This window comes from Shimazuella alba, from assembly GCF_009831235.1.
GTDB classification, from domain to species: domain Bacteria; phylum Bacillota; class Bacilli; order Thermoactinomycetales; family Thermoactinomycetaceae; genus Shimazuella; species Shimazuella alba.
In genome coordinates this window covers 19257-45091 of record NZ_WUUL01000002.1, presented here as the reverse complement: position 1 = coordinate 45091, position 25835 = coordinate 19257, and the positions used below count along the sequence as shown (strand labels likewise).

The 25835-nt window shown below is 37.4% G+C and carries 31 protein-coding genes; 21 read left to right on the top strand and 10 right to left on the bottom strand.

The features are described from left to right. Positions 1-2 precede the first annotated feature (2 nt). The gene (locus GSM42_RS02880; RefSeq protein ID WP_202404754.1) at positions 3-314 is read left to right on the top strand and encodes a metalloregulator ArsR/SmtB family transcription factor; all 312 of its coding nucleotides are present in this window, start codon (positions 3-5) and stop codon (positions 312-314) included. Positions 315-794: 480 nt separating this feature from the next. Here the strand turns inward: GSM42_RS02880 and GSM42_RS02875 are convergent, their stop codons facing one another. The 3 genes from GSM42_RS02875 to GSM42_RS02865 all read right to left on the bottom strand — a co-directional run bounded on the left by GSM42_RS02875 (position 795) and on the right by GSM42_RS02865 (position 3442). After that, a complete protein-coding gene (locus tag GSM42_RS02875; protein ID WP_160799832.1) occupies positions 795-1118 on the bottom strand; it encodes a hypothetical protein in 324 nt (107 codons plus the stop codon). 377 nt (positions 1119-1495) lie between these two features. After that, positions 1496-2191, bottom strand: a complete 696-nt coding sequence (locus GSM42_RS02870) for a hypothetical protein (protein ID WP_160799830.1) — start codon at positions 2189-2191, stop codon at positions 1496-1498. Positions 2192-2983: 792 nt separating this feature from the next. Continuing rightward, entirely contained in the window at positions 2984-3442 is a 459-nt protein-coding gene (locus GSM42_RS02865) for a GNAT family N-acetyltransferase (RefSeq protein ID WP_160799827.1), read from the bottom strand. Positions 3443-3680: 238 nt separating this feature from the next. Here GSM42_RS02865 and GSM42_RS02860 point away from each other — a divergent pair, with 238 nt between their 5' ends. Then, positions 3681-4133 carry an SDR family oxidoreductase gene (locus GSM42_RS02860; protein ID WP_160800443.1) on the top strand — a complete coding sequence of 151 codons (453 nt, stop codon included), beginning with the start codon at positions 3681-3683 and terminating at the stop codon, positions 4131-4133. An 8-nt stretch (positions 4134-4141) separates the two neighbouring features. Here GSM42_RS02860 and GSM42_RS02855 read toward each other — a convergent pair whose 3' ends face one another. Further along, complete coding sequence (locus tag GSM42_RS02855) at positions 4142-4888, bottom strand: SDR family oxidoreductase (protein WP_160799826.1); 747 nt, start codon at positions 4886-4888, stop codon at positions 4142-4144. A gap of 155 nt (positions 4889-5043) precedes the next feature. Between GSM42_RS02855 and GSM42_RS02850 the strand changes: the two genes are divergently transcribed. Continuing rightward, a complete protein-coding gene (locus GSM42_RS02850; RefSeq protein WP_160800442.1) occupies positions 5044-5313 on the top strand; it encodes a winged helix-turn-helix transcriptional regulator in 270 nt (89 codons plus the stop codon). An 87-nt stretch (positions 5314-5400) separates the two neighbouring features. On the opposite strand, the gene GSM42_RS02845 is transcribed toward GSM42_RS02850, so the two are convergent. Continuing rightward, positions 5401-5910, bottom strand: coding sequence for a dihydrofolate reductase family protein (locus GSM42_RS02845; RefSeq protein WP_160799823.1), 510 nt, complete (start codon positions 5908-5910; stop codon positions 5401-5403). A 41-nt stretch (positions 5911-5951) separates the two neighbouring features. Further along, positions 5952-6815: an alpha/beta fold hydrolase gene (locus tag GSM42_RS02840; protein ID WP_160799821.1), complete on the bottom strand. Its 864-nt coding sequence runs from the start codon at positions 6813-6815 to the stop codon at positions 5952-5954. 98 nt (positions 6816-6913) lie between these two features. Between GSM42_RS02840 and GSM42_RS02835 the strand changes: the two genes are divergently transcribed. Beyond that, entirely contained in the window at positions 6914-7873 is a 960-nt protein-coding gene (locus GSM42_RS02835; RefSeq protein ID WP_160799818.1) for a helix-turn-helix transcriptional regulator, read from the top strand. Positions 7874-8279: 406 nt separating this feature from the next. On the opposite strand, the gene GSM42_RS02830 is transcribed toward GSM42_RS02835, so the two are convergent. Continuing rightward, the gene (locus GSM42_RS02830; RefSeq protein WP_160799816.1) at positions 8280-10187 is read right to left on the bottom strand and encodes a BglG family transcription antiterminator; all 1908 of its coding nucleotides are present in this window, start codon (positions 10185-10187) and stop codon (positions 8280-8282) included. 176 nt (positions 10188-10363) lie between these two features. Here GSM42_RS02830 and GSM42_RS02825 point away from each other — a divergent pair, with 176 nt between their 5' ends. The 8 genes from GSM42_RS02825 to GSM42_RS02790 all read left to right on the top strand — a co-directional run bounded on the left by GSM42_RS02825 (position 10364) and on the right by GSM42_RS02790 (position 17133). Beyond that, positions 10364-10981, top strand: a complete 618-nt coding sequence (locus tag GSM42_RS02825; RefSeq protein WP_160799813.1) for a YczE/YyaS/YitT family protein — start codon at positions 10364-10366, stop codon at positions 10979-10981. A 169-nt stretch (positions 10982-11150) separates the two neighbouring features. Further along, the gene (locus tag GSM42_RS02820; RefSeq protein ID WP_160799810.1) at positions 11151-11465 is read left to right on the top strand and encodes a PTS sugar transporter subunit IIB; all 315 of its coding nucleotides are present in this window, start codon (positions 11151-11153) and stop codon (positions 11463-11465) included. Between the two features lie 3 nt (positions 11466-11468). After that, the gene (locus tag GSM42_RS02815; protein WP_160799808.1) at positions 11469-12716 is read left to right on the top strand and encodes a PTS sugar transporter subunit IIC; all 1248 of its coding nucleotides are present in this window, start codon (positions 11469-11471) and stop codon (positions 12714-12716) included. A gap of 51 nt (positions 12717-12767) precedes the next feature. Further along, the gene (locus GSM42_RS02810) at positions 12768-13121 is read left to right on the top strand and encodes a PTS lactose/cellobiose transporter subunit IIA (RefSeq protein WP_160799805.1); all 354 of its coding nucleotides are present in this window, start codon (positions 12768-12770) and stop codon (positions 13119-13121) included. Between the two features lie 2 nt (positions 13122-13123). After that, the gene (locus GSM42_RS02805) at positions 13124-14566 is read left to right on the top strand and encodes a glycoside hydrolase family 1 protein (protein WP_160799803.1); all 1443 of its coding nucleotides are present in this window, start codon (positions 13124-13126) and stop codon (positions 14564-14566) included. Between the two features lie 156 nt (positions 14567-14722). Next, positions 14723-16159 (top strand): glycoside hydrolase family 1 protein, encoded by a 1437-nt coding sequence (locus GSM42_RS02800; RefSeq protein ID WP_160799800.1) that lies wholly within the window; start codon positions 14723-14725, stop codon positions 16157-16159. 244 nt (positions 16160-16403) lie between these two features. Next, positions 16404-16670: a phosphocarrier protein HPr gene (locus GSM42_RS02795; protein ID WP_160799797.1), complete on the top strand. Its 267-nt coding sequence runs from the start codon at positions 16404-16406 to the stop codon at positions 16668-16670. A 286-nt stretch (positions 16671-16956) separates the two neighbouring features. After that, the gene (locus tag GSM42_RS02790; protein WP_237446451.1) at positions 16957-17133 is read left to right on the top strand and encodes a heavy-metal-associated domain-containing protein; all 177 of its coding nucleotides are present in this window, start codon (positions 16957-16959) and stop codon (positions 17131-17133) included. Positions 17134-17182: 49 nt separating this feature from the next. Here GSM42_RS02790 and GSM42_RS02785 read toward each other — a convergent pair whose 3' ends face one another. Together GSM42_RS02785 and GSM42_RS02780 are read right to left on the bottom strand one after the other, a co-directional pair. Next, positions 17183-17371 (bottom strand): hypothetical protein, encoded by a 189-nt coding sequence (locus GSM42_RS02785; protein WP_160799795.1) that lies wholly within the window; start codon positions 17369-17371, stop codon positions 17183-17185. A 248-nt stretch (positions 17372-17619) separates the two neighbouring features. Next, positions 17620-18072 carry a DUF2269 family protein gene (locus GSM42_RS02780; protein ID WP_160799793.1) on the bottom strand — a complete coding sequence of 151 codons (453 nt, stop codon included), beginning with the start codon at positions 18070-18072 and terminating at the stop codon, positions 17620-17622. A 167-nt stretch (positions 18073-18239) separates the two neighbouring features. On the opposite strand from GSM42_RS02780, the gene GSM42_RS02775 reads away from it, so the two are divergent. Genes GSM42_RS02775 through acpS form a run of 3 tightly spaced genes read left to right on the top strand, consistent with a single transcriptional unit; the run spans position 18240 to position 20599 of the window. Then, the gene (locus GSM42_RS02775) at positions 18240-19148 is read left to right on the top strand and encodes an ABC transporter ATP-binding protein (RefSeq protein ID WP_160799790.1); all 909 of its coding nucleotides are present in this window, start codon (positions 18240-18242) and stop codon (positions 19146-19148) included. Then, a complete protein-coding gene (locus GSM42_RS02770; protein ID WP_202404749.1) occupies positions 19148-20248 on the top strand; it encodes an ABC transporter permease in 1101 nt (366 codons plus the stop codon). The genes GSM42_RS02775 and GSM42_RS02770 overlap by 1 nt, the downstream gene beginning before the upstream one ends. Then, the gene (gene acpS, locus GSM42_RS02765; protein WP_160799787.1) at positions 20249-20599 is read left to right on the top strand and encodes a holo-ACP synthase; all 351 of its coding nucleotides are present in this window, start codon (positions 20249-20251) and stop codon (positions 20597-20599) included. Between the two features lie 108 nt (positions 20600-20707). On the opposite strand, the gene GSM42_RS02760 is transcribed toward acpS, so the two are convergent. After that, positions 20708-20989, bottom strand: a complete 282-nt coding sequence (locus GSM42_RS02760; protein WP_160799784.1) for a hypothetical protein — start codon at positions 20987-20989, stop codon at positions 20708-20710. A 222-nt stretch (positions 20990-21211) separates the two neighbouring features. Between GSM42_RS02760 and GSM42_RS02755 the strand changes: the two genes are divergently transcribed. The 6 genes from GSM42_RS02755 to sigB all read left to right on the top strand — a co-directional run bounded on the left by GSM42_RS02755 (position 21212) and on the right by sigB (position 25747). After that, the gene (locus tag GSM42_RS02755) at positions 21212-22213 is read left to right on the top strand and encodes a DUF4367 domain-containing protein (protein WP_160799781.1); all 1002 of its coding nucleotides are present in this window, start codon (positions 21212-21214) and stop codon (positions 22211-22213) included. An 83-nt stretch (positions 22214-22296) separates the two neighbouring features. Further along, positions 22297-23460: an alanine racemase gene (alr, locus tag GSM42_RS02750; protein WP_160799778.1), complete on the top strand. Its 1164-nt coding sequence runs from the start codon at positions 22297-22299 to the stop codon at positions 23458-23460. A 248-nt stretch (positions 23461-23708) separates the two neighbouring features. After that, positions 23709-23960 carry a CopG family ribbon-helix-helix protein gene (locus GSM42_RS02745; protein WP_160800440.1) on the top strand — a complete coding sequence of 84 codons (252 nt, stop codon included), beginning with the start codon at positions 23709-23711 and terminating at the stop codon, positions 23958-23960. A gap of 5 nt (positions 23961-23965) precedes the next feature. Then, a complete protein-coding gene (locus tag GSM42_RS02740) occupies positions 23966-24316 on the top strand; it encodes a type II toxin-antitoxin system PemK/MazF family toxin (protein ID WP_160799776.1) in 351 nt (116 codons plus the stop codon). Between the two features lie 224 nt (positions 24317-24540). Continuing rightward, positions 24541-24993 carry an anti-sigma B factor RsbW gene (gene rsbW, locus GSM42_RS02735; RefSeq protein ID WP_160799774.1) on the top strand — a complete coding sequence of 151 codons (453 nt, stop codon included), beginning with the start codon at positions 24541-24543 and terminating at the stop codon, positions 24991-24993. Next, positions 24962-25747: an RNA polymerase sigma factor SigB gene (gene sigB, locus GSM42_RS02730; protein ID WP_160799771.1), complete on the top strand. Its 786-nt coding sequence runs from the start codon at positions 24962-24964 to the stop codon at positions 25745-25747. The genes rsbW and sigB overlap by 32 nt, the downstream gene beginning before the upstream one ends. Positions 25748-25835: the final 88 nt, after the last annotated feature.

The window sequence follows — 25835 nt, the reverse complement described above, 5'->3', positions numbered from 1 at the left end:
TGATGAACATGGATATTTTTGAGGTCTTGGCAGAGCCTCACAGGCGGTTTATGCTGGATCTCCTACGAATTCGCGAGCGGTCCGTTGGGGAACTGGTTAAGGAGAGTCATTTGAGTCAGCCCGGAGTTTCCAAACATCTCCGGATATTACGGGAAGCCGGATTAGTAAAGGTGCGATCCGCTGCTCAGAAAAACATCTACTCCATTTGCCCTAAGCCACTTCGAGAAATCGACGCATGGCTGGAATTGTACCGTCATTTCTGGTCCGATAAGCTTGATGCGCTGGAGTCGTTTCTTGACAACGAACAAAATTAGCCATTTCAATAGTAATCATAATCACAGAAATAGAACTCTCGAAATTAGAGAGTTCTTACATTTATAGCTATATGCTTGCGGGTGGTGTCAGCTACGCTGTTACTGCCCGCGTTATTACTTCTAAAAAAAGGTGTATCGCTATAAAGAAAGTTATACTATTTGCAAAAAAATGCACCGTTTTAATCATTTTCAATTAAAGGGTTCTATGTAAGTTTTAATCAAACTTTTTTATAAATGAAATGCTCGCGCGAAAAAGAATTCATCTTGAAAAAAGACTGATCAAGTTTCCATACAACAATTGTATTCTTTCTTTAAAATCACCCTTCTAAAATGGTAAAACACAAACAGCCCGCTATCCAAAAACGTGGGCTTTGTTTGTGTCTAATGAACCAGCATTTCTTGGCAGAAATATCTGGATTTTTTTATAATGATGTGGACAATGATCGAAAGCGTGTGAGTGCTTCGATCCTCTGTCAGGTATTAGTTCTTAGAAGCAAATATGTTTCTGACAAACTCTAAACCACGACGGATGAAAGAAACTTGTTTTAAGACTTGGTTATCCCTTGCTTTGCCGAGTTCTTCATGCTGCCGTATTTCCGATCGCAGTTGTTGTATCTCTTGTACTACTGACTGTTGTTGCTGCTGCCAGGTAGAAACAATTGCTGTGATAAGTCGCTTCTTTGTTTGCACATCGACGTCCATCGCTAACACTACACCAAGGTACTGATCTAGCTGTTGCTGATCAATATCCTGCTCCAAAGAATCTAAAAGCTTACTCTCGTGTAAAATTTCTTGATCTTTCATCGTTATCTCTCCTCAGATGATGTTTTTGTCCATAAAACAAAGCGACAGTGTCATCACCTGTTGATGGAAATTCAAAGGATACAGCCTATTTGGGAGCAACGCTCGACAAAAATCAAATCAAAACAGAAACTAAGTGTATTTAATCATAGAAATATACTGATTTCAATAGTATTCAAAATATACACACAAGGAAAAAACCGTAATATTCAGTGGTTTTAAGTTAGCACAAATGCAAAAGCACAAACAGCCCACTATGCAAAAACATGGGCGTTGTTTGTGTCTAATGAACCAGCATTTCTTGACAGAAATATCTGGATTTTTTATAATGATGTGGACAGTGATCGAAAGCGTGTGAGCGTTTCGATCCTCTGTCAGGTTTATTTTTTAGAAGCGAATAAGCTTCTGATGAACTCTAAACTACGACGGATGGGCTGCGAAACCGAGACCGTGTGGATTAGAGCCAAGACAGCAGTTATCACTAATGCAGTGGTAACTGCTTCTTTATTATCGATGAGAAACTTCGGGCAATGCGGGAGGATGTCCACGTATAGCGAATACAATGGCTCTATTCGCTTGATACCTGATTTTACCCCATTGCTGATTGCTCCGAAAAATTTGTCTCCACCAACAGATGCTTTTATCAACTCTTGGACAAGGAAAATTCCCAAATTACTGAGAAAGAACTTAATGCTAAACTTGCCGCTCTCTATCAGTAACTGATGGATATTCTCCAGCAATGGCATTCCCTTGTCATGGAGTATGGTTAGCCGACGTTTGCTGTATATGGTCACACGACGAATGAAAGAAACTTGTTTTAAGACTTGGTTATCCCTCGCCTTGTCCAGTTCTTCATGCTGCCGTATTTCCGACCGCAGTTGTTGTATCTCTTGCACTACTGACTGTTTTTGCTGCTGCCAGGCAGAAAAAAATGCTGAGATAAGTTGCTTCTTTGTTTGCACATCGACGTCCATCGCTAACACTACACCAAGGTACTGATCTAACTGTTGCTGCTCCATACCCTGCTCCAAAGAATCTAAAAGCTGACTCGCGCATAAAATTTCCTGATTTTTCATTATTATCTCTCCTCAGATGATGGTTTTGTCCGTAAATCAAACCCGACAGTGTCATCACCTGACAGAAAAAATGGATCTCTTACGCGCCCACACGTATGCGATTTTTCGAACCCACTTATCCACATCATTAAGGTGTTTCAGTATTCCCAAGATTGTGAATCTAATACTGTAAAACAGTAAAACGTAAAGCATGAAACATAACGTGAAACAACCAAGCTTGTACTACCAGTGTCATCACTCATCCAACAAGGGTGCTTGATGATGACTGATCACGGGGCTGAACCAGAGACAGCCAACACACGATCAAAGCAATTGCTACAAACGTATCCGCAAGGCGCCTGTTTGTTTGTAGCCTGATTTGATGGGAATCCAAAGATTTACCAAAGGATTCAGCCTGTTTGGGAGAAGTGCTCGACCAAAAATCAAACCAAAACAGGAACTAAATGTATTTAATCATAGAAATATACTGAATTCAATAGTATTCAAAATATATACAAAGCAAAAACCGCTACTATTTTAGCGGTTTTAGGCAGTATACTCTTCTAAATAAAGTGTTTTGATATTGCTCAATAAATATATACAATGATCGAAGCATAATACAATCAATAATAAAGACTAAACAATAGGCTGCTAGAAGCTTTTTTAGTATATTTCCATTACATACAATATTTTTTTGAATGTCTCCTTCGGTAATCAATCCATCCATGTGTCAACTCCACTAGCGTGAAGCATTCGAATGGTCGATAGTTAGAAATCCACACCCCTTTAGGTGACGAAAGTATTCATTATCTTTCATGATAGTTCCATCTTCATAAATACACTATTTGGATCTTCTTTATAATCAGAAAAGGCTTCACAGTATTGAAAGCCCATACTTTTATATAGGTTTCTAGCTGGCATAAAACCATCTAGTGAACCAGTTTCTAAAAAAAGTCTTTTGTAACCTCTTTGTTTAGCCTCTTCCACAATGTGATGAAGCATTTTCCTTGCTACCCCTTTGCGCAGATGTATTTTCGCAGTTTTTATCGACTTTATTTCCCCATGTGAAGAATCCAGTTCTTTTAGTGCTCCACAGCCTAATAATTCGTCTTTTATCCAAACACTCCAAAAAGTAACTTCTGGGCTTTTAAGTCCCTCTAAATCTAGTGCATGAACGCTTTCTGGAGGTGAGAGGGATGTCATACTGTTGAGATGATCCATTAATAATTCCACTATTTTTTTACCAGACAAATCATCTTGTTTGATCTCCATGAAATCTACCTCCTTTATTTCATTATAAAGTTTGTTGCATTATAACAAATATAGCTAAAGAAGCTGATATTGGGGCTTTGATCGATACTACAGTAGAGAAATACGTACAGTGGACATACTGGTGAACACCGCTGGTATCATCGACAATTTTGAACCTGTTGGAGATGGGAAGATGATGGGACCGTATATCCGCCATCAATACCAATAGCGTAATGCTTTCTATGGCAAAGTACTTCCTATTTTCTTAGAAAAGCAAAGCGGTGTAATCGTTAACATTGCTTCTGCGGGTGAACTGTATGGCGCACGGCAGGTGCAGCTTATACAGCATCCAAACATGCTTGCAGTCGGTTTAACCAAAAACACTGCTTTTATGTACGCACAGCAGGGTATACGCTGTAATGCAAGTGCTTGGGGTGGAGTAGAAACGAACATCATGTCATCAATGAGCAACATCAATAAATTCGGTATCTCACTCCAACAACTCGGTATGGCGATTAATCCAAGAACAGGAAAACCAGAAGAGATAGCAAAAGTTGCGTTAATCCTTGGTTCGATGATTCCAGTTTTGTTAATGGTACGGTTATTACGGCTGACGTTAGTTGGTCTGCTAATTAAGAAACTAGTTTTCGTACGAACATCATTCTGGAAGGATGATCTTGTTGGTATCTTAAATGAATCGATCAAAAAATGAGTAAGGCATTAAACCATACTTTTTCCTCCATCTACTGGTATATAGGAACCAGTGATAAACTGAGATTGCTCACTTACAAACATGGAAATTGCTTTGGCAATATCATCAGGTTGGCCAATCCGATTTAATGGAGTGCTAGTTGCGTATTGTTCTTTTAGTATTTCTACCTGTCCACGAGAAGCATCAGTTTCGGTAAGTGCCGGAGAGATGATATTGGCTGTAATGTCATATTTCCCAAATTCAACGGCAATGTATCTAGCGAATTGGACAAGTGCTGCTTTTGCAGTACCATGAGTGATAAAATTTGGAACAGCGGTTTTAGCAGCGCCGCTAGCAACATATACAATTCTTCCATAATGATTTTCTTTCATAATAGGAAGTACTGATTGAGAGAGAAGATATTCGGCTTGTATTTCTCCGTTTAACTTTTGGGAAAACTCAGTCCAAGATATTTCAAGAAAAGGTTTTATTACAAAAGGTATATTTGCATTGCTGACGAGAATATCTATTTTTCCCCATTGTTTTACAATATCCTCTGTCATCTGAGCGACTTGCTCAGCGTTGCAAACATCAGCCTGAAGTTTAATCGCTTCTCCACCGTTTGTTCGGATTGTTTGAATTACCTTCTCCGCACTATCGTGATTAGATAAATAATTTACTGCCACCCTAATATTCATCTTTGCCAATTCGATAGCAGTTGCGGCTCCAATTCCACGTCCAGCCCCTGTAATCAGAGCAACTTTTGGTTGAGTCATTGTATTTATTCTCCTTTGAAAATCCAATTTCGACTTTCAAATGAGTATAACGACTTACTTAAACATTTAGTAGTACGCAATATTTTGTTATATACTAAACAAAAAGTAAGTAAAGGTGAGAACGTTGACAACATACAAAAAATGTTGAAGGTCCCATTTACTATACACTTTCTGTTATTGGCGGCAGATGGAAATTAGCTATCTTGTTTCATCTTGGCAGAGAGGGAGTCATCCGATATGGTCAACTAAAAAAATTGTTGCCTCCTATCGCTCATCGAACGTTAAGTCAGCAATTAAAAGAATTACAGCTGCATGGAGTGATTAGCCGCAAACAATACAATGAAATGCCAACAAAAGTAGAATATTCTTTAACGAAAAAAGCTGAAAAATTACTTTCTATTTTTAATTTGATGAACCAATGGTGAGCAGAAAATTTGAATAAGAATGACATGCAATAGGTAAAAACCAAAATGGCATGTGCCAAAAATGGACAAGTCGTTTTGGTTTAAGCTTTACTTCTGCACTCTATAATGCAAATGTACAATCCCGTTGCCTAGAGATTTGACATTCAACAATTCGACCGGCTTACATGTATAATCCGTTTTATTTATAACAAGATTTAATCCTTTTCCTTCAAGTACTGGTGCGATATTAAAAATAATTTCATCTACTAGGTTTCCGGCGAGAAAACTATTGTGTAAATCTGCTCCTCCAGAGAGTAGTGCAGTATGATATCCTTTCTCTGTTAAAACGTGAAGTGCTTCTTGTGGAGAAGAGACTATGGTCACGCCAGGTATTGCTTTATTATTGCGAGAAATTACCACGATATCTAAACCTGCGAATTCTTTCCCTCCTCCGTTAGCTAGCATGCCTTCAAAGGTCTTTCGACCGACAATAAAGTTCCCTGCTATGTTTGCATGTTTAGCAAAGTTGACAAGTGCTTCTTGCTTTGGTGGATTTTCTGGACTAGACTGTGCGTAGTTCCCATTTGCAGATAAGGTTGCCCATAAGATTGTTTTCATTTTATATAAACCCCTTTGTTTGTATACGTGTTTTTAATTTGCTATGCTATGCGCCTAATAGCAGCAGAGATGCGATCTGGACAATCTTCTTGTACATAATGGGATGCATTATCTAAAATTTCTGTTTCATTTTTTGGTAAGTATGTTTGCCATTTTTTCATTTCACTGAGTGGAAACCCTGCACTGTCTTTCATGCCCCAAAGAATTTGGGTAGGAATTGAAGATAGGTTCGTTAACTTCGATTCTGTCTCACCAAGCCACCTATGTTCCTTTCTAATACTTCTAGGAAATACCCATGTAGGTATTCGAGATTCGGGAGTTTGAAATGGATCTGTGTATGCTTTTTTTAGACGATTTGTTACCTTTTTAGCTTGATGTATTCCCCTTGGCACAATCGTTTTGGCAAAGAAGTTTTGCTTTGTTTGTAGCCAATATCCGATAGGCCAGCCTCCCATGGTGATTGAGAACAACCTCATTGCTGGAAGTGTAGCAGGCCAAGCCCATGTGTTCATTAATACAATGCCGCTTATGTTTTCAGGATGATGAACTGCATAATGCATCCCGATTGGCCCACCCCAATCTTGCACCACGATAACAAAATCTTTTAAATTTAGTTGTTGTATAAATTGAGTAAGTGCCTTTGCATGTTCTTGCGGTGTGTATCCATAGGTAGAAGGCGCTTTTGACATACCAAATCCAGGGTAATCCAATGCAATAAGTCGATAGTCATCTCGTAGTTCTTTTACAACATTTCGATAAAGATAGGACCATGTTGGATTTCCATGAAGAAGAAGGATCGTTTTTCCATAGCCTTCGTCGATATAATGAATGTATCCGTCTTGATACAATAGCCAATTATCTTTAAATGGATATTCTTCTGAATCTACTTCAAATGGTCTTTTCACTTATACCTCAATCCTTTTTCTGAACTTGTGCTTGATTTCAATCATAAAGTATAATAGTGACAAATCATGTCACTATTAAAAAGTGAAAGGAAAATATTATGTCGAATCGATCACAAAGATTGATTGAATTGATGATGACTGTGAATCGAAAACGAAAATTCACTGTGAAAGAGCTGGCAGAAGAATTTAATGTTTCGCGGAGAACCATACTCCGGGATTTACAAGAATTGAGCGGTTTAGGAGTTCCTCTTTACTCAGAAGTAGGACCACATGGCGGCTATCAGGTGTTAAAGGAAAGAATCTTGCCTCCGATTGCGTTTACAGAAGAAGAAGCTGTGTCCATTTTTTTTGCCAGTCATGCATTGCGTCATTTTTCGAGTCTGCCGTTTGAAACAGAAATATCTGCTGCTTTGAAAAAATTTTATTTTTATATGCCAGGAGATGTACGTGATCGGATCGATCAGATGAAAAATAGATTTGATTTTATTTCTCCTACTAGACAAGCCAAATCTTCTTATCTATCTCTTTTGCTAGAGGCAGCCGTACATCAAAAAGTAGTACATATTGATTACGAATCCAAATCAGAGTTAACAAGCAGAAAAATCCAACCAATTGGAATATATGCAAGCGTTGGATTGTGGTATTGTCCTTCGTATTGTTTTACTCGTGACGATTTTCGACTTTTTCGTTGTGATAAAATCCACTCTGCCAAATTAGACGAGTCCGTCAAGCCAATCGATTTAACACATATCCATTTAGGTAATCGACAGGCGATAAAAGAGGAGAAACATAAAAAAGCAGATTTTTTTGTAGAGTTGAGTAGAGAAGGGGTTCAGCGGTGTGAAAGTGACCTTAGTCGGCGATTTATAGTAAATGTCAGGGAAGATGGGACTGGCTGGATAGAAGATCAAATCAAGCTGAGTAATATTCCTTTTTTTGCGAAGTATTTTATTGGTTTAGGTGAAGATGCATGGGTTGAGCGTCCACCTGAACTAATAGAAAATATGAAGCAAAGACTTGCTAAGCTTTTGGAGAAATATAAAAATAATTTCGTATAGCAGATTGTTTATAAGGGACTCATCAACTGAATAATCATCGCTTTGGTTAATTCTTTCATATTGTCCATTCCGCTAAAACATTCATAAAGCTGTAGAAATTTTTCTTCTTGCTTACGCACGACAATTATAGCTGTGATCTGTAGTTTTTCTTCTCTCCACTACATATGGAGCAAGAAATCTATTAGCGAAATCGCTCTATGGAGAAATTGGGCACTTCGGTGTTTGCACCAAGAAAACGTATCTACAGGATCGCTTAAGCGAAAGTAGATGGTCTATTGCAACGGTGGTACTTCCTGTGTCAGTTGCTTACTTATGAACCCCATTTTCCGATTTCTGATGGTCGAGTATCGAAGAAAAAACCCTTCAACACGTGAACGTTTCTTGTGACGGTGAGAAACCTCCTCCTCTATAGGCGGGGGAGGTTCATAAGCCACATCATCTTGTCCATAAAATCATCATAGTCTTTGGCTTTAATTAGCTCATGGACGTTTTTCCATTCCGACAGTATATTGATAACGCCTTCGAAGAAAGGACTGAATAATTCGCGCTGTTGTCTATTAATCGAAATCATCACAATGACTTGGACTTTCTCTTTCCCCCAATTTACAGGGCGGTCCAAAATGATAATACAAATGCCTGTCTTTGCAGCATTCATATGCATAGAATGAGGCACAGCTACATTGTTATTAAAGGCAGTGGAGGACATTCTTTCTCTCTCTAGCACAGATTTTCCATAGTCTTGGGACACATAGCCTTTCTCATAAAGCAGTTTTGACATGAATGCAATATAGGCTTCATCGCTGTCAAGATAAACATTCTTCATAAATAATTCTTCGTCAAAATATAAGTCAAGATATTGTTTTACCTCGCGTATTTCTTTTTGTTTATTAAGTTTGTTTAATTGATTTTGAATGTATGCGTAATCCTCATTTGTCAAGTAAGGATGAACAAATACAGACGGGATTCGTTCATTCTGTAAAGGCAGTGTGCTAATGATTAAATCTATTTCTTCAAGTGAGTCAAGTTCACTTAACTCCGATGAAACTTTAATAATCTCTAAAGAATCATGAAAATTTTTCTCTAGCTTTTGGATGAGCTGTACTTGCATATCATAGTAGCTCGGACAAATAACTGCACATAAAATTTTCTTTTCTAAGTTTTTCTTTCGTTCAAAGTAAGAACCGATATGAAAAGCGATATAAGAAATTTCATCTTCCTTAATATGAATGTTCTCTATCAACTGAATTTGATTCGATATAAATACAGCTAATTCATAAATGAGAGGATACGAATCCTTTAATTTATGTGTTAAAGGATTTTTAGCCATTTGCTCATTCTTTGACCGAAAAATTAAATTGCGTATATGGAGCGTGAACTTAACAAAAAACTCATCATCAGAGATATCAATAAAGTAGCGTTCATGCACCTTCTCTAACAATTTTTTAGAAAGACTCACATAGTGCTCATCGACGTAATGATTTAAAGAGCTGGGTGTTAATGATTGATAATTTAGTAAGGTTGTTTTGCTTGATAAAAGCAAAATAAAATTATAGCGTTCCGATTCATTAAAGCTAATGTCATATTTGGCTTCCAGAAAGTCAGCAATTTTATTGGCTGCTTTTGTTTCTAGATTACTTTTAAATTTATGAAGATCCGCAGTTTGAATAACCGAGTTGTTATTTTTTATTCGATCCACTGTAATAATAAGGTGGAGGAGAATATTATTCATGATATAATCATTCACATACAAATTATGTTCTTTTAGAATGAAAACGATTTCACTTTTCAATAAAGAAACATCATAATCCGGAAAAGAATCTTGAACAGCTTTTAAGCTTAAAAATTCGTTGGAGGTTTCTTGTGAAATAATAAAGCTCATTAATCTTCGTTTATCTTTTTCTTCGCCGGTTAAAATGAGCACGTCTTTCTTATGGCGAATTTTTAATTGATAAGGCTTAATGATTTTATTGGCATGAACGATATCATTTTCAATGGAAGATACACTTAAAAAAAGCCTGTCACCAAGATCAAATATATTTAACCCTTCTGATTGTAGAATTAATTCCTTCAATATGACTTTCGTACGATCCATGGGAGAAGCATGAATATCATTCGTTTTTACTTTATCTTTGCTTACTAGCTGATACCCTTTTGGAGAGGAAGCGATAACGATTTGATCTTGGTTAATTTCGTTAACATATTTTCTGATGGTTCTTGTGGACACTTTAAAATAATTAGCCAAGTTTGTTGCTAAGCACCAATCATTTTGAGATGCCAAGTATTGAATGAAAGCCTCTCTCCGATCATTTTTCATAATAATGGTGCTCCTTATATGAAAGATATAGAGTTCCTCATGTTTATTATAGAAATAGAACAACCTGTATTCGAGTAAAAAAGGTTCCTATCTGTAGGAACTTTTTTTATTGGGTTCTTCCATAGGAAGATGAAATACTTTCTTACAAATGAATGCTAAAATGAGGGAACAAGAAAATGAATCAAAGATGGATAACTTATACCCTTGTAGTCATTAGCACAGCTGTGACAGCTTTTGGAATTACACTGGTTTTGCTGGCAGAATTAGGGGTAGATCCCATTAGTACGTTCTTACTGGGCGGTCTGAATTTTGTTCCCATTCGATTTGGGACGGGTAGTCAGATCTTTAGTTTGACGTTTCTAGTCATTAATTATTTTCTTAACCCAAAGTTTTTTGGTATAGGAAGTATTATTTTTAGTATTGGGTGCGGTTATTTCATTAATTTGTTTCTCACCATGGATTTAATGGCTGCTTTACCCTTGCAATCGATACCAAACATATTTATTGCGCTGATTGGGATCTTAATTTATGGGATTGGAACGGGTCTGTTTTTATTTACAAAAACAGGAACGGGACCATTAGAAGGGCTTATGTTCTTTTTATCTACACGATTAAACGTAACTATAAAGGTAACAAGAATGGTCATTGATGGAATTTTAGTTGCTACCGGTATTTTATTAGGTGGTTTATACGGTTTCGGAACGATTCTCTGTATCTTTTTAATCGGTCCTATTATCGAACTTTCATTAAGGGTCTTCACCTTTTTAGGAAATTCAGTTAAAAAAGTTGCATAATCTTTTCATGCAGAAAGAGCAGCAGATGCTCTTTCTTTTTTTGAGGGAAATAGGGACACTTTCATTTATTATTCCTATGGATAGGAAATTTTATTGTTGGTTTTTGACATTCGGCAAATGCAATACTAAACATGTAAGCGAATACAAAAATATTCAGGGGGAGTTTTCAATGACAAAAGTATTATTAATCTGTGGTGCAGGTGCTTCTAGCGGGTTTATGGCAAACGCCATTCGAAAAGCAGGCAAAAAAAGAGGAATGGAAATGAATGTACAAGCTCGAAGTGAGTCCCAATTATCAGAGTACCTAAATGAAGTAGATGTTTTGTTAATTGGCCCTCACTTGAAATATATGGAAGATGAATTAAAAGAAAAATTAAGTAACTATCCAATCAAAGTATCCGTTATACCGCAAAGCGTTTACGGTACATTGGACGGAAATAAAGCGTGTGATCTAATTACGAAACTACTTGAATCGGGTGAATAAAACATGAAAAAAATAATGGATTTCATGACCAACTCGTTTACTCCTGTTGTAACGAAGGTTACGAAAAATCCCTGGATTTCATCGATTCAGGATTCTGTAATGATTATTTTACCATTGATTTTAGTAGGATCACTGGTAACGGTTGTTTCACTGCTTCATAATATCTTTCCCAATATGCCGGATTTTTCCTTAATAAATAGCTTTTCATTTGGTTTACTAGGATTATTAGTCGCCTTTTTAATTCCCTATTTTGTTATGGAGAAGAAAGGTTATAACAATAAAAAAATTATATCTGGAGCAACAGGTCTTGCTTTATACCTGATGCTTTTGTCACCAGTTGTGACAGATGACGGCAAAATTACATTTATTTTTAGCAGATTTGGTGCAACTGGGATGTTTTTATCTCTTGTTATTGGGTTAACAGTTGCTGCAGTAATGAATCTTGCTTCCAAGAAATCCTTTTTTTCTGAAGATAGTGTCATTCCTGAGTTTGTTGTTGTGTGGTTTGATTCCTTGATTCCCATTACGTTATTAATGGCGGGAGCTTGGACGATTGCTGTTCCGTTAAATGTAGACTTTTTTGATGTTATTCTGAAAATCTTCAATCCTTTATCGCAAATTGTTCAAAGTTATCCTGGTTTTGTTTTATCCATATTTATTCCCGTGTTCCTTTATACATTTGGAATAAGCGGCTGGGTAATGATGCCGGTGATTTATCCTGTTTATCTCTCAGGACTGGCTGAAAATGCTGAACGAGTCGCTGCTGGTCTTGAACCTACTAATATTGCTGTTCAAGAAACAGCTTATGCTTTCATAAGTATGGGTGGTGTTGGAACAACACTTGCACTAGCGGTGATGATGCTTATTGCTAGTAAATCTTATCGCCTAAAGGCAATTGGCCGGGCGACAATTGTACCTTCCATTTTTAATATAAATGAGCCTCTTATGTTTGGCGGGCCAGTAGTTTTTAACCCATTTTTAATGGTTCCTGTGTGGATTTCATCCATTGTTATTCCTTCCATCGTATATTTTGTGATGAAATTAGGATTTGTAGCCATCCCGGCAAAAACATTTATGCTTTGGTATATTCCTTATCCAATTGCATCTTATCTAGCTACCCAAGATTGGCGGGCTATCATTTTTGCTTTCGTGATTTTTGCAGTGGCATTTATCATATACTTTCCATTTTTTAAAGCCTACGATAATCAAGAAAAGAAGAAAGAATTAGAATTAAGCGCATCGGAAGAATGATTCAATAGGAATTCGAACTTGACTTGAGTAACGAGAAAAGGAGATTATCTCATGATTGATAGAGAAGAAGAATTAGAGAAATTGAGTTTACTGTCCATGCAAATGATTTTACATGCAGGTGATGCTCGCAATGATGTCATGAAGGCATTAACCTGCTGTGAAGAAGAAGAATATGACTCTGCTGAAAAGCTATTAGAAAAAGCTAATAAAAATATTGTTGAATCTCATAAGCTGCAAACAGATACAGTACAAAAAGAAGCACAGGGAGAAGAACCTATTTTTTCGCTGCTGTTTGCTCATGCCCAAGATACTTTAATGACAGTAAAAAGTGAGTATGAACTTGCCAAACGGTTAGTTCGTGTTTTTAGAAGATTGGACGAAAAAATTGACGGAAGGAAGGCATAACCATGAGTTTAACTAGAGATACTTTTCCAAAAGATTTTCTATGGGGCGGAGCGGTAGCAGCTAACCAATGCGAAGGTGCTTTCGGTGTTGGAGGAAAAGGACTCAGTCTTGCTGACGTTCATCGTTATCGTTCTAATCAAGATATTACAAATGTAAGCCATGATTCTGATATGACCCTTGCGCAAGTGAAAGAAGCAATCGAAGATAAGATTGGTTATTATCCAAAAAGACATGGTATTGACTTTTACCATACCTATAAAGAAGATTTAAAGCTTCTTGCTGAAATGGGCTTTAAAACATTTCGAACATCTATTGATTGGTCACGTATTTTTCCTAATGGTGATGACCAAGAGCCGAACGAAGAAGGACTTGCTTTTTATGATAAGTTAATAGGTGAAATCAGAAGTCTTGGTATGGAACCAATTATTACAATGCTTCACTATGAAACGCCGTTGAACATTACCCTCCAATATGGAGGATGGAATAATCGCAAAGTAATTGATTTCTTCGTCCGATATGGGGAAGTATTGCTTAACCGATACAAAGACAAAGTGAAATATTGGATTGTGATTAATCAAATCAATTTAATGTACCATGAATCATTTAATTCCGTTGCGATTTGCAAAGATCAGGTAGAAAATTTAGAAGAAGCAAAATATCAAGCGATTCATAACCAAATGATTGCCTCTGCTCTTATAGTGAAAAAGGCACGAGAATTGAGTTCTGAACTTCATATGGGTACCATGTTGGCGGATTGTACAGCATATCCAGAGAGTTGCCACCCGGATGATGTTGTGCTGGCTATGAAGAGAAATCGTCTGCAGTATTACTTCACTGATGTTCAATTCAGAGGTGAATACCCTGGCTTTATGAGACGATTCTTTAAAGAAAATGATATTACACTAAATGAACAGGCAGAGGATGCCCAAATCTTAAAAACAAATACAATGGACTTCCTAGCAATCTCATACTATTATTCATCCATGGTTTCGGCAAAAAGAAATGGTATGAGTCCTATTGATTTAAGCAAAAACCCACATCTTGAAGCAAATCCATGGGGGTGGGCTGTTGATCCTAAAGGGTTATATAACGCATTATGCCAATACTACGACCGTTATCAAGTGCCGATAATGATTGCTGAAAACGGTTTTGGCATGTATGACAGGTTGGAAGATGGAACAGTTCATGATAATTACCGTATTTCTTATCTATCTGAGCATATAGCACAGGTAAAAGAAGCAATAAAAGACGGTGTAGATGTCTTTGCTTATTGTGCATGGGGACCCATTGATATTGTCAGCTGTTCTTCGGCTGAAATGGAGAAACGATATGGCTTCATATATGTTGATATAGATAATGAAGGTAATGGTTCAAGAAAACGTATTAAAAAAGATAGCTTTTACTGGTATCAAAAAGTAATTGAATCGAACGGAGAGATTCTTTAACAGAATTTCTTTCGTTATAGGCACCGTCGTGGCAAAGGAGATGGAACTAAAGAAAGAACAAAAAGGACAGTTTTTATTGGTTCAAAAAAAATCTCATCCAATGGAACAGAACTATAGATTTTACATCAAAAGTCTTAACTCTGGAGGAGAGAATAAATGAAAAAAAATCCAACAACCTTCCCAGTTGATTTTCTTTGGGGAGGTGCCATTGCTGCCAACCAAAGTGAAGGTGCTTATGATGTAAATGGAAAAGGTATGTCTGTCGCAGATATCAACCGATTTCATGGAGAACTCAAGAGACAAGATCGTTCTAACAAAGAAATTACAATGAAAGATATAGAGTTTGCCTTACAAGACAAAGAAGGGTTCTATCCAAAACGTACCGCGATTGACTTTTATCATCATTACAAAGAAGATTTAAAGATGCTTGCTGAAACAGGCATGAACTCATTTCGTACTTCGATCAACTGGACAAGAATTTTTCCAAATGGGGATGAATTAGAGCCAAGTGAAGCAGGGCTTCGCTTTTATGATAATTTAATTGATGAGATTATTGCCAATGGTATGGAGCCTTTGATCACCGTATCTCATTATGAAATGCCTCTTCATCTTGCTACTGAGTATAACGGGTGGTATAGTCGAAAAACTATTGATTTCTTTGTTCGATTTTGTGAAACCTTATTTCAACGCTATTATCAAAAGGTAAAATATTGGATTTTGCTCAACCAAATCAATCTGATTACGTTTGAATCTTTTAATCATCTGGGAATACCAGCGGATCGAGTTGAAAATTTAAAAGAAGCGAAATACCAAGGAATCCATCATGAATTGGTAGCATGTGCGAGGGCGACCAAAATTGCAAAACAAATTAATCCAAATATGCAAATTGGCATGATGTTGTTTGATGGTATTTCTCATCCCGCAACACCAAAACCAGAAGATGTACTAGCGACCATGAAGCGCAACCAAATGGAGTATTTCTTTTCTGATGTTTTATTGCGGGGTTATTATCCTGGCTATGCGTTTCGCTATTTCGAAGACAATGGTTTGGATATCAAGTTTGGTGCGCATGATGAAGAAGACTTGAAAAATACAGCAGATTTCCTTACCTTCTCTTATTATTACACTCGTATCTCCGATGCAAATAGCGCAAAGGAAGAGAATTCGGCGTATATAAACCCCGAACTTCCTGCGAGTGACTGGGGTTGGTCGATTGATCCAATTGGCTTGCGAACCGCTCTGAACCTTTATTATGATCGTTATCAATTTCCGATCATGATCACGGAAAATGGGATCGGGGCACATGACCAACCAGATGAAAACGGAGATATTCATGATGATTACCGCATTGATTATCTGCGAAAACATATTGAGCAAGTGAGAAATGCAATTAGCGATGGCGTAGATGTACATGGCTATTATTCATGGGGTCCAATCGATATCGTCAGCTGTTCTTCATCTGAAATGAGTAAACGATATGGCTTTATTTATGTCGATAAAGATGATCAAGGTAATGGAACATTGTTGAGAAAAAAGAAAGATAGTTACTATTGGTATAAAAATGTTGTTGCAACAAACGGGGAAGAACTGTAATACTAAATATACTGAACAAAAATTAAAGTTCTACTAGATAAGGTTGTGTATTTGATGCAGATAATGAATATACTACCAAGACAACCTTATCTGGCCTTTTTTGTTTTTTACACTCAAATTTGTATGTACATAGCAATATTTGCAATAGGGCATGCATCGAGTATAGTAACATAACGAAGAACTTCATATTTTTGTTTTGTTATTTTTTTTGTTTGTTATTTAAAAAAATAGGAGGTAGAAAAATATGAAAGAACAAACATTTACGGTTACAGAAGAAGCAGGTATTCATGCTCGTCCAGCAAGTCTTTTGGTTAGCAATGCCGGTAAATTCAATTCGGAAATTAATTTAGAGTACAAAGAGAAAAAAGCAAATTTAAAGTCGATAATGGGTGTAATGGCATTAGGGATAAAAAAGGGTGAAACAATAAAAATTATTGCAGAAGGCCCAGATGAAGAGGAAGCAATTACGAAGTTAGATGAACTTCTGAAAAGTTCGAACATGGCAAAATAAAAAGTAGAAGGTCTAGAAACGCTGATCTATTCTGATTACGGGAAAGACAGCGTTTTTATTCCTATTATTTTAAAATAATAAGGATGTATCTAAAAAGAAGATTTCATTGTAATTGTGAACATTTCCCTATAACCTCTACTTAAATAGAATAAAATTTCTTGATATAGGAAGGTTTTTCCTAGATTTTGCCGAATTAGCTACTATCTTTTTATAAGGTGGGAATCATATATGACCAAAATATTATTATCTGTAAATCAAATGTCCTGTCAGCATTGTGTACGGGCTATTGGCTATTGAGCAAGCAGTGGGAGAAATCGAGGGAACGAACGAAGTTTTGGTTGATCTAGACAAAAAAGAAGTATCTGTTACCTTTGATGAAAAGCAAGTGAACATAGCTCAAATAGTGGATCTTATAGAGGAAGCTGGTTATGAAGTCGATAAGAAGCAATTAGCAGGAGTTTAGTGAGTGCTGGAAAAGGACAAAGTGGGCTTCCGAGTTGGTCAGCCCATTTTTATTTTCGTAAAAATAAGTATGATAAGAACGATTTTGTTTTCACTTCCAGTTGTGCTAGTTCTTTCTCTTCTTGTTCGATTACTTGGTCTAGCCAATCAATATCGTTTTTTATTCTTGTTCGTAAGCCATCCCGTTTGATTACAAATTCTTCAGCTGTCCATTGCTCATAATTTTTACGATCGCTCACAGCTAGTACCAACCCTCTTTTTCTGCTTGGTCGGTGGTTTCTTTTAGATCCTCGATGTCACGAAGAATTTTTTCTTGGAGTTCTTCTTTTCTTTCCTGTCCACTTTTATAATCTTCTTCCATTAAGCATCCCTCCACCTCCGCTATATCAATTTTTATGATAAACCATATATTACCCATCTGCAATATTCACATTTTTACAAATTTAGCAAGAAAGCCAGCCCATAGGCCAGCTTGAAATTGTATTTTTTATTGAATTTTTGTTGTTACAAAGAAAATGAGAATCAGCATGACAAGTACAGAAGTATTTAAAATCATGATATACCTTTTAAGTGAAGATGAAGCAGTGACGTTAGAAGCAGACTCTTTTGCTGATTTTAGTAGTTTTTTTCCATACAGGGTAATGATTAAAATAAATACAACAATAAAAAGGGATCCAAGTCGCTCTTTCACCAATAACCACAATGGCTTGTTTTCTTCATATTGTATGAGCATATACAAACCAGTAATCAATGCCAATACAGATGTTGGGATCATCATGGTGAGGTTCCAGCGATGTGCAGTGGATAATGATTGGACCATATTTGTTTCATCATTACTACGAATAGCATTTCGAAGATACATTGCCATTAAGGTTGTTGCACCAAACCAAGTCGCAACAGAAAAAACATGAACAAACAAACTAATTTTAACATCCCACATTATTATTACTCCTTCTTTATCACCTATGTAAAATTCGTTACTTTTCCCTCATATCTTACCATGAAGCAAATCAAACGTGCCACATACATGTACCCCTTAGTCCTTCGCTTCATTTTTCCTTTTGTAATGGGTATGATGGGAAGGGGAATGAAAAGTGGAGGTAACACATGATACAAGTTGAAAATTTAATGAAGCGGTATGGAAATCAGACAGTTGTTGACCATATCTCTTTTGAGGTAAAAGAACGAGAAATATTTGGAATGCTTGGTCCAAATGGTGCTGGAAAAACAACCACAATGGAGATGATCGAAGGTCTTCGAGATCCGGATGATGGAAAGATTGTAGTAGCAGGGGTTGATGCAAAAAGACAGAAGAAAAAGCTGAAGCAGCATATCGGAATGCAGTTACAGTCCACATCTTTGTTTGATTATTTGACGGTAAAAGAAAGTATCGAGCTGTATGCTAGCTTTTATCCCAAAGCACGTCCTGTAAAAGAATTACTGGTTTCTTTTGATTTGCAGGAGAAAGAAAAGACCTGGGTAAAACATTTATCTGGAGGTCAGCGACAACGTTTGGCTATTGCGATAGCTGTGGTCCATGATCCAAAGGTTATCTTTTTAGACGAGCCAACTACAGGGTTAGATCCAGCGGCTAGACGCAGTTTGTGGGATATTGTTTTGCAGTTAAGGGAAGAAGGACGAACTATATTTCTTTCTACTCACTATATGGAAGAAGCAGAAGTATTATGTGATCGAATTGCAATCATGGATCGTGGAAAAATTCTCGCTTTGGATACACCTAGGGAACTTATTCGTCAATTAGGAACCAATACGAGAATCGAATTTCCTTCCAAGGATGATTGTTATGATAGTGAGTTTTCAACACTCGCGGGCGTGAAAAAGGTAGTACGTTTAGAAAATGACCTCGTGCAATTACATACTGATCAATTAGCAGATACACTGCAACAGCTTATCCCTTTAGCTGATAAATATCATTTACCGTTAAATGGAATTTCTACAAGAACAGCTACTTTGGAAGATGTTTTTTTAGAACAAACAGGAAAGAGGTTGAGCTAATGATAAAAGCGTATTTTCAATTGGTGAAAGCTCAGCTTCTCTTGTTTGCTAGGAACAAAAACAGCTTCATTTGGTCTCTGCTTTTACCGGTCTTTATGATGATCGCACTTGGCACACTGGTAGGTGGTAATAGCAATCAGTTTTCCATACAAGTCAGTATTATCGATCATGATAACTCTATTATGTCTAAAAAGTTATCCGAATCCTTAACAAAAGCACCTGGAGTGACAACTGTAGCGCTATCAGAGAAAGCAGCCATCACAAGATTAAAACAAAATGATTTACAGATGGTAATCATCATACCAAAAGGATTTGAAGCTAAATTAAATAAACAGAAATCCAAAGCGACAGTAACGGTGTATCAAGACAAAGGCAATTTATCCACGAGTCAATTATCATCTGCAATTGTAAGTGGTACAGTTGATCAAATCAATAAACAGCTGGTACATTTTCAACCAAAAATACTGATTGATAATAAAGGCATCTCTACACATCAGTTACAATACATGGATTTTCTTGTTCCTGGTATTTTATCATTGCTTATTATGAGTAATAACTTAAATGGAGTCGCAGCGCAGATTGCTTCCTGGAGGGAACGTTCTATTTTACGAAGAATGCAAGGAACACCATTATCTAGTGCCACCTTTATTGCTGGACAAATGACAGCGCGTATTTTGATCAACTTGGTTCAAGCGGTTGTAGTAATATTGATTGCAACCTTCATTTTTGGGGTAAATGTTTATGGCAGTTGGGGAACATTGCTATTCTTTGTATTACTTGGAACGCTGACTTTTATGTCCATTGGGTTTACGGTTGCAAGTCTTGCAAAGACACCAGAAAGTGCATCACCAATTGCTGGTTTGATCTCTTTTCCCATGATGTTTATTGGTGGAATTTTCTTTCCGATTCGACAGTTACCTGATTTTTTGCAGATTGTAGTTCAAGCTATCCCGATCGGACATCTCACAGATGCATTACGTGGCATTATGAACAATGGTGCTACCTTTGCTGCCTTGCAAGTTCCATTGCTTATTTTACTCGCATGGACAATTTTAGCATTTACAGTCGCAGCTTTGACATTTCGTTGGGATGTGAAATAAGTGATAGTTGGAATTGGGACAGATATTGTGGAAATAGCGAGATTGGAGCAAGTAGGATTGGATAGACTGATGAATAAAATTTTGACAGATGAAGAGCTCACTTTGGTTCCTATGAAAGAAAAGCGGAAAAAAGAATTCATTGCAGGACGTTTTGCTGCTAAAGAAGCGATTTCAAAGGCATTAGGCACCGGGATCGGGTCTAGTTTTGCATTTCAAGATGTAGCGATTTTGAACGATTTACTTGGAGCACCAAAAGTGATATGGAAAGATATCAATGGAAAACCAATGGTACATTTGTCTATTTCCCACAGTGAACATTATGCTGTAGCAATGGTTGTTCTAGAGAGGTAGTCTTATTCTTCATCATTCAAAAGCAGGACGGCTTTTTTGAGTTTCCATCGGATCTCAGATAAAAGCCGTCTTTTTGCAGGTGATTACTGGTCTGTACGCAGATGGTCTTTACGCTGTAATCGGGTCGTGTGGATCGATTTCATGCGATACGATAAACTTAAATTCCTCATAGATTTCCATGGTTCGAACATGTGGAGTCTCTTTTACCACAATCCTCACCTGGCCCAAGTGAATGGTAGGAATCCCCTTAGAAGTTTTGACTTTTGAAGACAGAACGATTGGTTTCTCGAGCATGCCTTCATGGTAGACTTCTTTGTTCACACTCACTCTATAGGAATGTGTACCCACACTCTCCAGTGTAATACCACAATACGTAATCTTTTTCCCCATTTTTTTCTCCTGTACGTTTCTCTGGGAAAAATACACCTACTAATTCAATAGTATGCGAAATTTATCAAATCTAAAAGGAGTAAAGAACTACAATTTATTTCATAGAGTAATCAAAAGATCACAAAAAGAAAAATACTTCTAATCTACCTATACAAGCATAAACATGTACCAATTAGACGATAGACAAGAATTTCCCGGGAAATTGGTTAGGAGGAAAAAACATTGCGAGTAAAATGGGTTGGTGCACTTTGTTTGTTTTTGCTGGTAACTGCCTGCGGTCCAAAAGATTCGAAAGATGTCATATCTGATCTAACGGACCGCTCAGAACACTTGGAATCCTATACAAGTCATGGAACCATGACGATAAACAATGGACAGGAACCACAAACTATTGATATTGAAGTATGGTATCAAAAACCTAATATGTATCGAGTTGCACTCACGAACACAAAGAAACATATCACACAAATTTTATTAAAGAACAAAAATGGAGTCTATGTGTTAACTCCGCACTTGAAAAAAAGCTTTCGATTTCAGAGTGATTGGCCACTAAATAGTGGGCAGATCTATCTATACCAATCCATATTGCAGAATGTGATCACAGATCCAAAGAGACAGTTTAGTGCAGAGAAGAATGATTATCGCTTTGATGTAGCAACGAATAACGATTACCATCGTACTTGGGTGAAACAACAAATTTGGTTGGATCAAGACTACTTGCCAAAACGAGTCAATATTCTAGACGAAAACAATCAAGTGATGGTTCAACTCAAATATGATCGCTTTAAATTAAATACATCGTTTGACAAAGATGCTTTTGATATGGAACGAAATCTGCGAGGATTACCAGAGAATACCAAACAAACAATGGCAGATTCTCAGCAGACACTTTCAGCAGTCACGCCTGGATATTTACCAAAAGGAAGTCGCTTAGTGGATGAAGAAACAATTCAAGGATCACAAGGTCCAATTGTTATCATGCGTTTTACAGGCAAACAACCATTTACACTGACGCAGCGATTAGTAAAAAGCAAAGAAGTAAGTACATCCATGAAAGGTGATCCCATAGATCTTCATGATGCCGCAGGAGTATGGATGAAATTTGCTACTCAACAACACTTATCCTGGACAGTAGATGGGAAGGATTTCGAACTAATCGGAAATATTCCATTAGAAGAAATGAAAAAAATTGCTAATTCAGTAGATGACCAAACTGAAAAATAATAGTTGTTTTAGTTTCACAGTATAGCCATTTTTGTTATACTAAGGCTAATTATTTTTCTATGGCTATTACTGGGGTGAACCTGATGAGTCATTCTTTTTTTCGTGACACTTATATAGAAGTAGATCTTGATGCCATTGAACATAACATTTCTCAGTTTCGCCGAATTTTGTCCAAGGATACCCAAATCCTTGTTGCGGTAAAAGCTGATGCCTATGGACATGGAGCTGTTACAGTGTCTCTTGCTGCATTATCGGCAGGTGCAAGCCATCTAGGTGTAGCATTTGTAGACGAAGGAATTCAGTTGCGAGAAGCACAGATAAGAGCTCCTATTCTTGTTTTTGGATACACACCTCCACATGCCATAGAAACAGCTATGAGTTTCGATCTTACTTTTACAGTTTTTGATAGAGAGCACCTTGCACAGATAGCGGAGGTTGCCAAGAAGGTTGGGAAAACAGCTAAAGTTCATCTTAAAGTAGATACAGGTATGGGTAGATTAGGAATCCCTCCTCACGAGGTTATTTCCTTTATTCACCAGGTTAGAAATTTGAAATGCGTGGAACTAGAAGGAATATATACGCACTTTGCAACTTCTGATGATCTGAACTCCTCCTACTATGAGCAGCAGGTAGAACAGTTCGAAGATGTATTGCAACAACTGGAGCAGGAAGGGATATACATTCCACTCCGGCATGCTGCTAATAGTTCGGCTGCATTGCGAAAAGGTCTGAAAAAGTGTAACTTAGTACGTGTCGGAATTAGTACCTATGGATTTAAAGATGTTCCGAATGCAGATGTTGACCTGAAATATGCGTTAAATCTCAAATCAACTATTTCTAATCTAAAATGTTTACCACGAGGTTCCGGTGTTAGTTATGGGAAAACATATACGACAACATCGGATGAATGGATAGCTACTATCCCAATTGGTTATGCAGATGGCATTCCTCGGCAATTATCCAATATTGGGATGGCAATTGTAGGTGATATTCGAGTCCCGATTGTTGGGCGTGTCTGTATGGATCAATTGATGTTGAATGTTACAGATGCTATGCCGTTGTCTGTTGGGGACGAGGTAGTATTGATTGGTTCACAAGGTGACCAGATGATAACAGCTTGTGAGATTGCTGATTTGACCGGCACGATACATTATGAAATCGTCACGCGTCTTGGCTCTCGTTTACCCCGTTTGTATTATCAAAAGGGGAAATTGGTCTGCACACGCAACTTGTTGTATGATGATTGAAACCAAAAGGTAGAAGGAATTTTCTTTTTTAGCACGAATAGGAATTACTATGGCCTATTTTTATATCCTGATAGGAATGTTTTTCGTTTGCGGTAAACATTATCGTATATTTTTGCGTTCCATTCAACATAATGGTAGTATTATGTGGTGTTCTAGGGACTTAAAAGAAAAAATGTAGATTTTGCTAATATCGCTAACGGTGTAGATTGGTTGGGGGTGCACATACTTTGTCTAGTACCAAGAGAATCATGATCAGCCTACCGAAAAATTTGCTACAAGAAGTAGATGGTTTGGTAGAACAGGATAACTCCAATCGAAGCGAGTTTATTCGTCAAGCGATGAAGTTATATCTCCGTGAGAGAAAAAAACGCTTCATTCGAGAAATGATGAAAAAAGGGTACATGGAAATGGCTCGAATTAATCTAGGGATATCCCATGAAGCTTTTCAAGCAGAAGAGGAAGCTGATTGTACCTTGGATCGTTTGGTTAGCGGGGTGTAGGTATCTTGATCGTTAAGCGTGGCGATGTATATTTTGCTGACCTCTCCCCAGTGGTTGGATCCGAACAAGGTGGGGTTCGGCCTGTTTTGATTATTCAAAACGATATAGGTAATCGTTTTAGCCCCACGGTGATCGTCGCCGCGATTACTGCTCAGATTCAAAAGGCGAAGTTGCCTACCCATGTGGAAATTAACGCTAAAGCGTACGGTTTTGATCGAGATTCGGTCATCTTACTGGAACAGATTCGCACGATTGACAAACAAAGGTTAACAGATAAAATTACTCATCTTGATGATGAAATGATGAGTAAGGTAAATGATGCGCTTCAAATAAGTTTAGGACTTATTGATTTTTAAAATGTTGATTTTGGCGGGGAAAATAGCTCCTCGCTTTTTTTATGTTTACAACTTTTCTTTACGGGGAAATGATCTTGTGAATTCATCAATGATATTGACATTTGTATGACGTTTTTTGCTATTCGTTTGGGCAAGATAATAAGCATGTGAAGAAGGATGTATGAAAAAATGAAGAGGACAAATTGCAAATTTATGAATTTGAACCCCCAGGAGGATGAATTGCAATGAAGGAACAACCCCTAGATTTGGTTAATTTAGTCATTCCCGCCAAAACTGATTTTGTGGGTATCGCTCGCTTAGCAGTCTCTGGGATTGCCAATCGGATGGGTTTTTCTTATGATGATATTGAGGACTTAAAATTGGCAGTATCTGAAGCTTGCACCAATGCAGTTGATGCACAATATACAGATGGAGAAGGTGACATCAAAGTATGTTGCAATATCTTTTCCAATCGCCTCGAGATAGAAGTGATGGATCAATGCTTATATGATGATGATTTGGAAAATCCAGCCATTAAAGCATTGCGTGAGCAAGATTTGGGTCTTTATCTAATAGAATCACTGATGGATCAAGTCGATGTTCAAGAAGAAGGAGGGGTAGTGGTTAAGCTTACTAAATTTATAAAAGAGAATGGAGTGAAGGAGCATGCCGGGTCGCCCGCATCCTACCCGACTTGATGAAGATCAAATTATTGAGCTCGTCGATCGGTATAGGCGGGAAGGAGATAGAGAAGCCCAGGAACAGCTAGTCACCCAGTTTCGCGATTTAGTTGAATCTGTCGCATACAAATTTTCACGTGGGCAGGAGTTATATGAGGATCTTGTACAAGTGGCAATGATTGGTCTTCTAGCCGCTATCAATCGGTATGATCCGGAGGTAGGTAGGAGTTTTGAAAGTTTTGCTGTCCCTACTATTGTAGGGGAGGTAAAGCGACATATCCGAGACAAGACCTGGAGTGTGCATGTTCCTCGTAGAATAAAAGAGTTAGGGCCGCGCATAAAAAAAGCTGTCGAGCAGCTCACGATCAATTTACAACGTTCCCCACTAGTCACAGAAATAGCAGACTATTTAGAAGTTACACCTGAGGAGATCTTAGAAACAATGGAGATGGGTAGAAGTTATCAAGCGATTTCCATGGATTCACCTATTGAATCCTCTTCAGAAGGAAATCCATTGACATTGTTTGATTTAGTGGGGACCGAAGATGAAGCGTTTGAAAAAATCGATAAACAATTGTTACTGGAGAAGATTTTTCAAGTACTGAGCACTCGTGAGCGAGAGATACTGGAATTAATTTTCTTTGAGAACTTGAGCCAAAAACAAGTCGGGGAGCGTTTAGGAATTTCTCAAATGCATGTATCACGCCTTCAGCGCAGAGCTCTTAAAAAACTTCGACAAACAATACGTATGAATTTGTCGGAAATTATATAAATGTTTGCTTTACATAATTTACGAACATGCCCGTATGCGAACAAACAGCTTGCTCATTACAATGTGGGCAAGTTTTTTATTTAGCCGT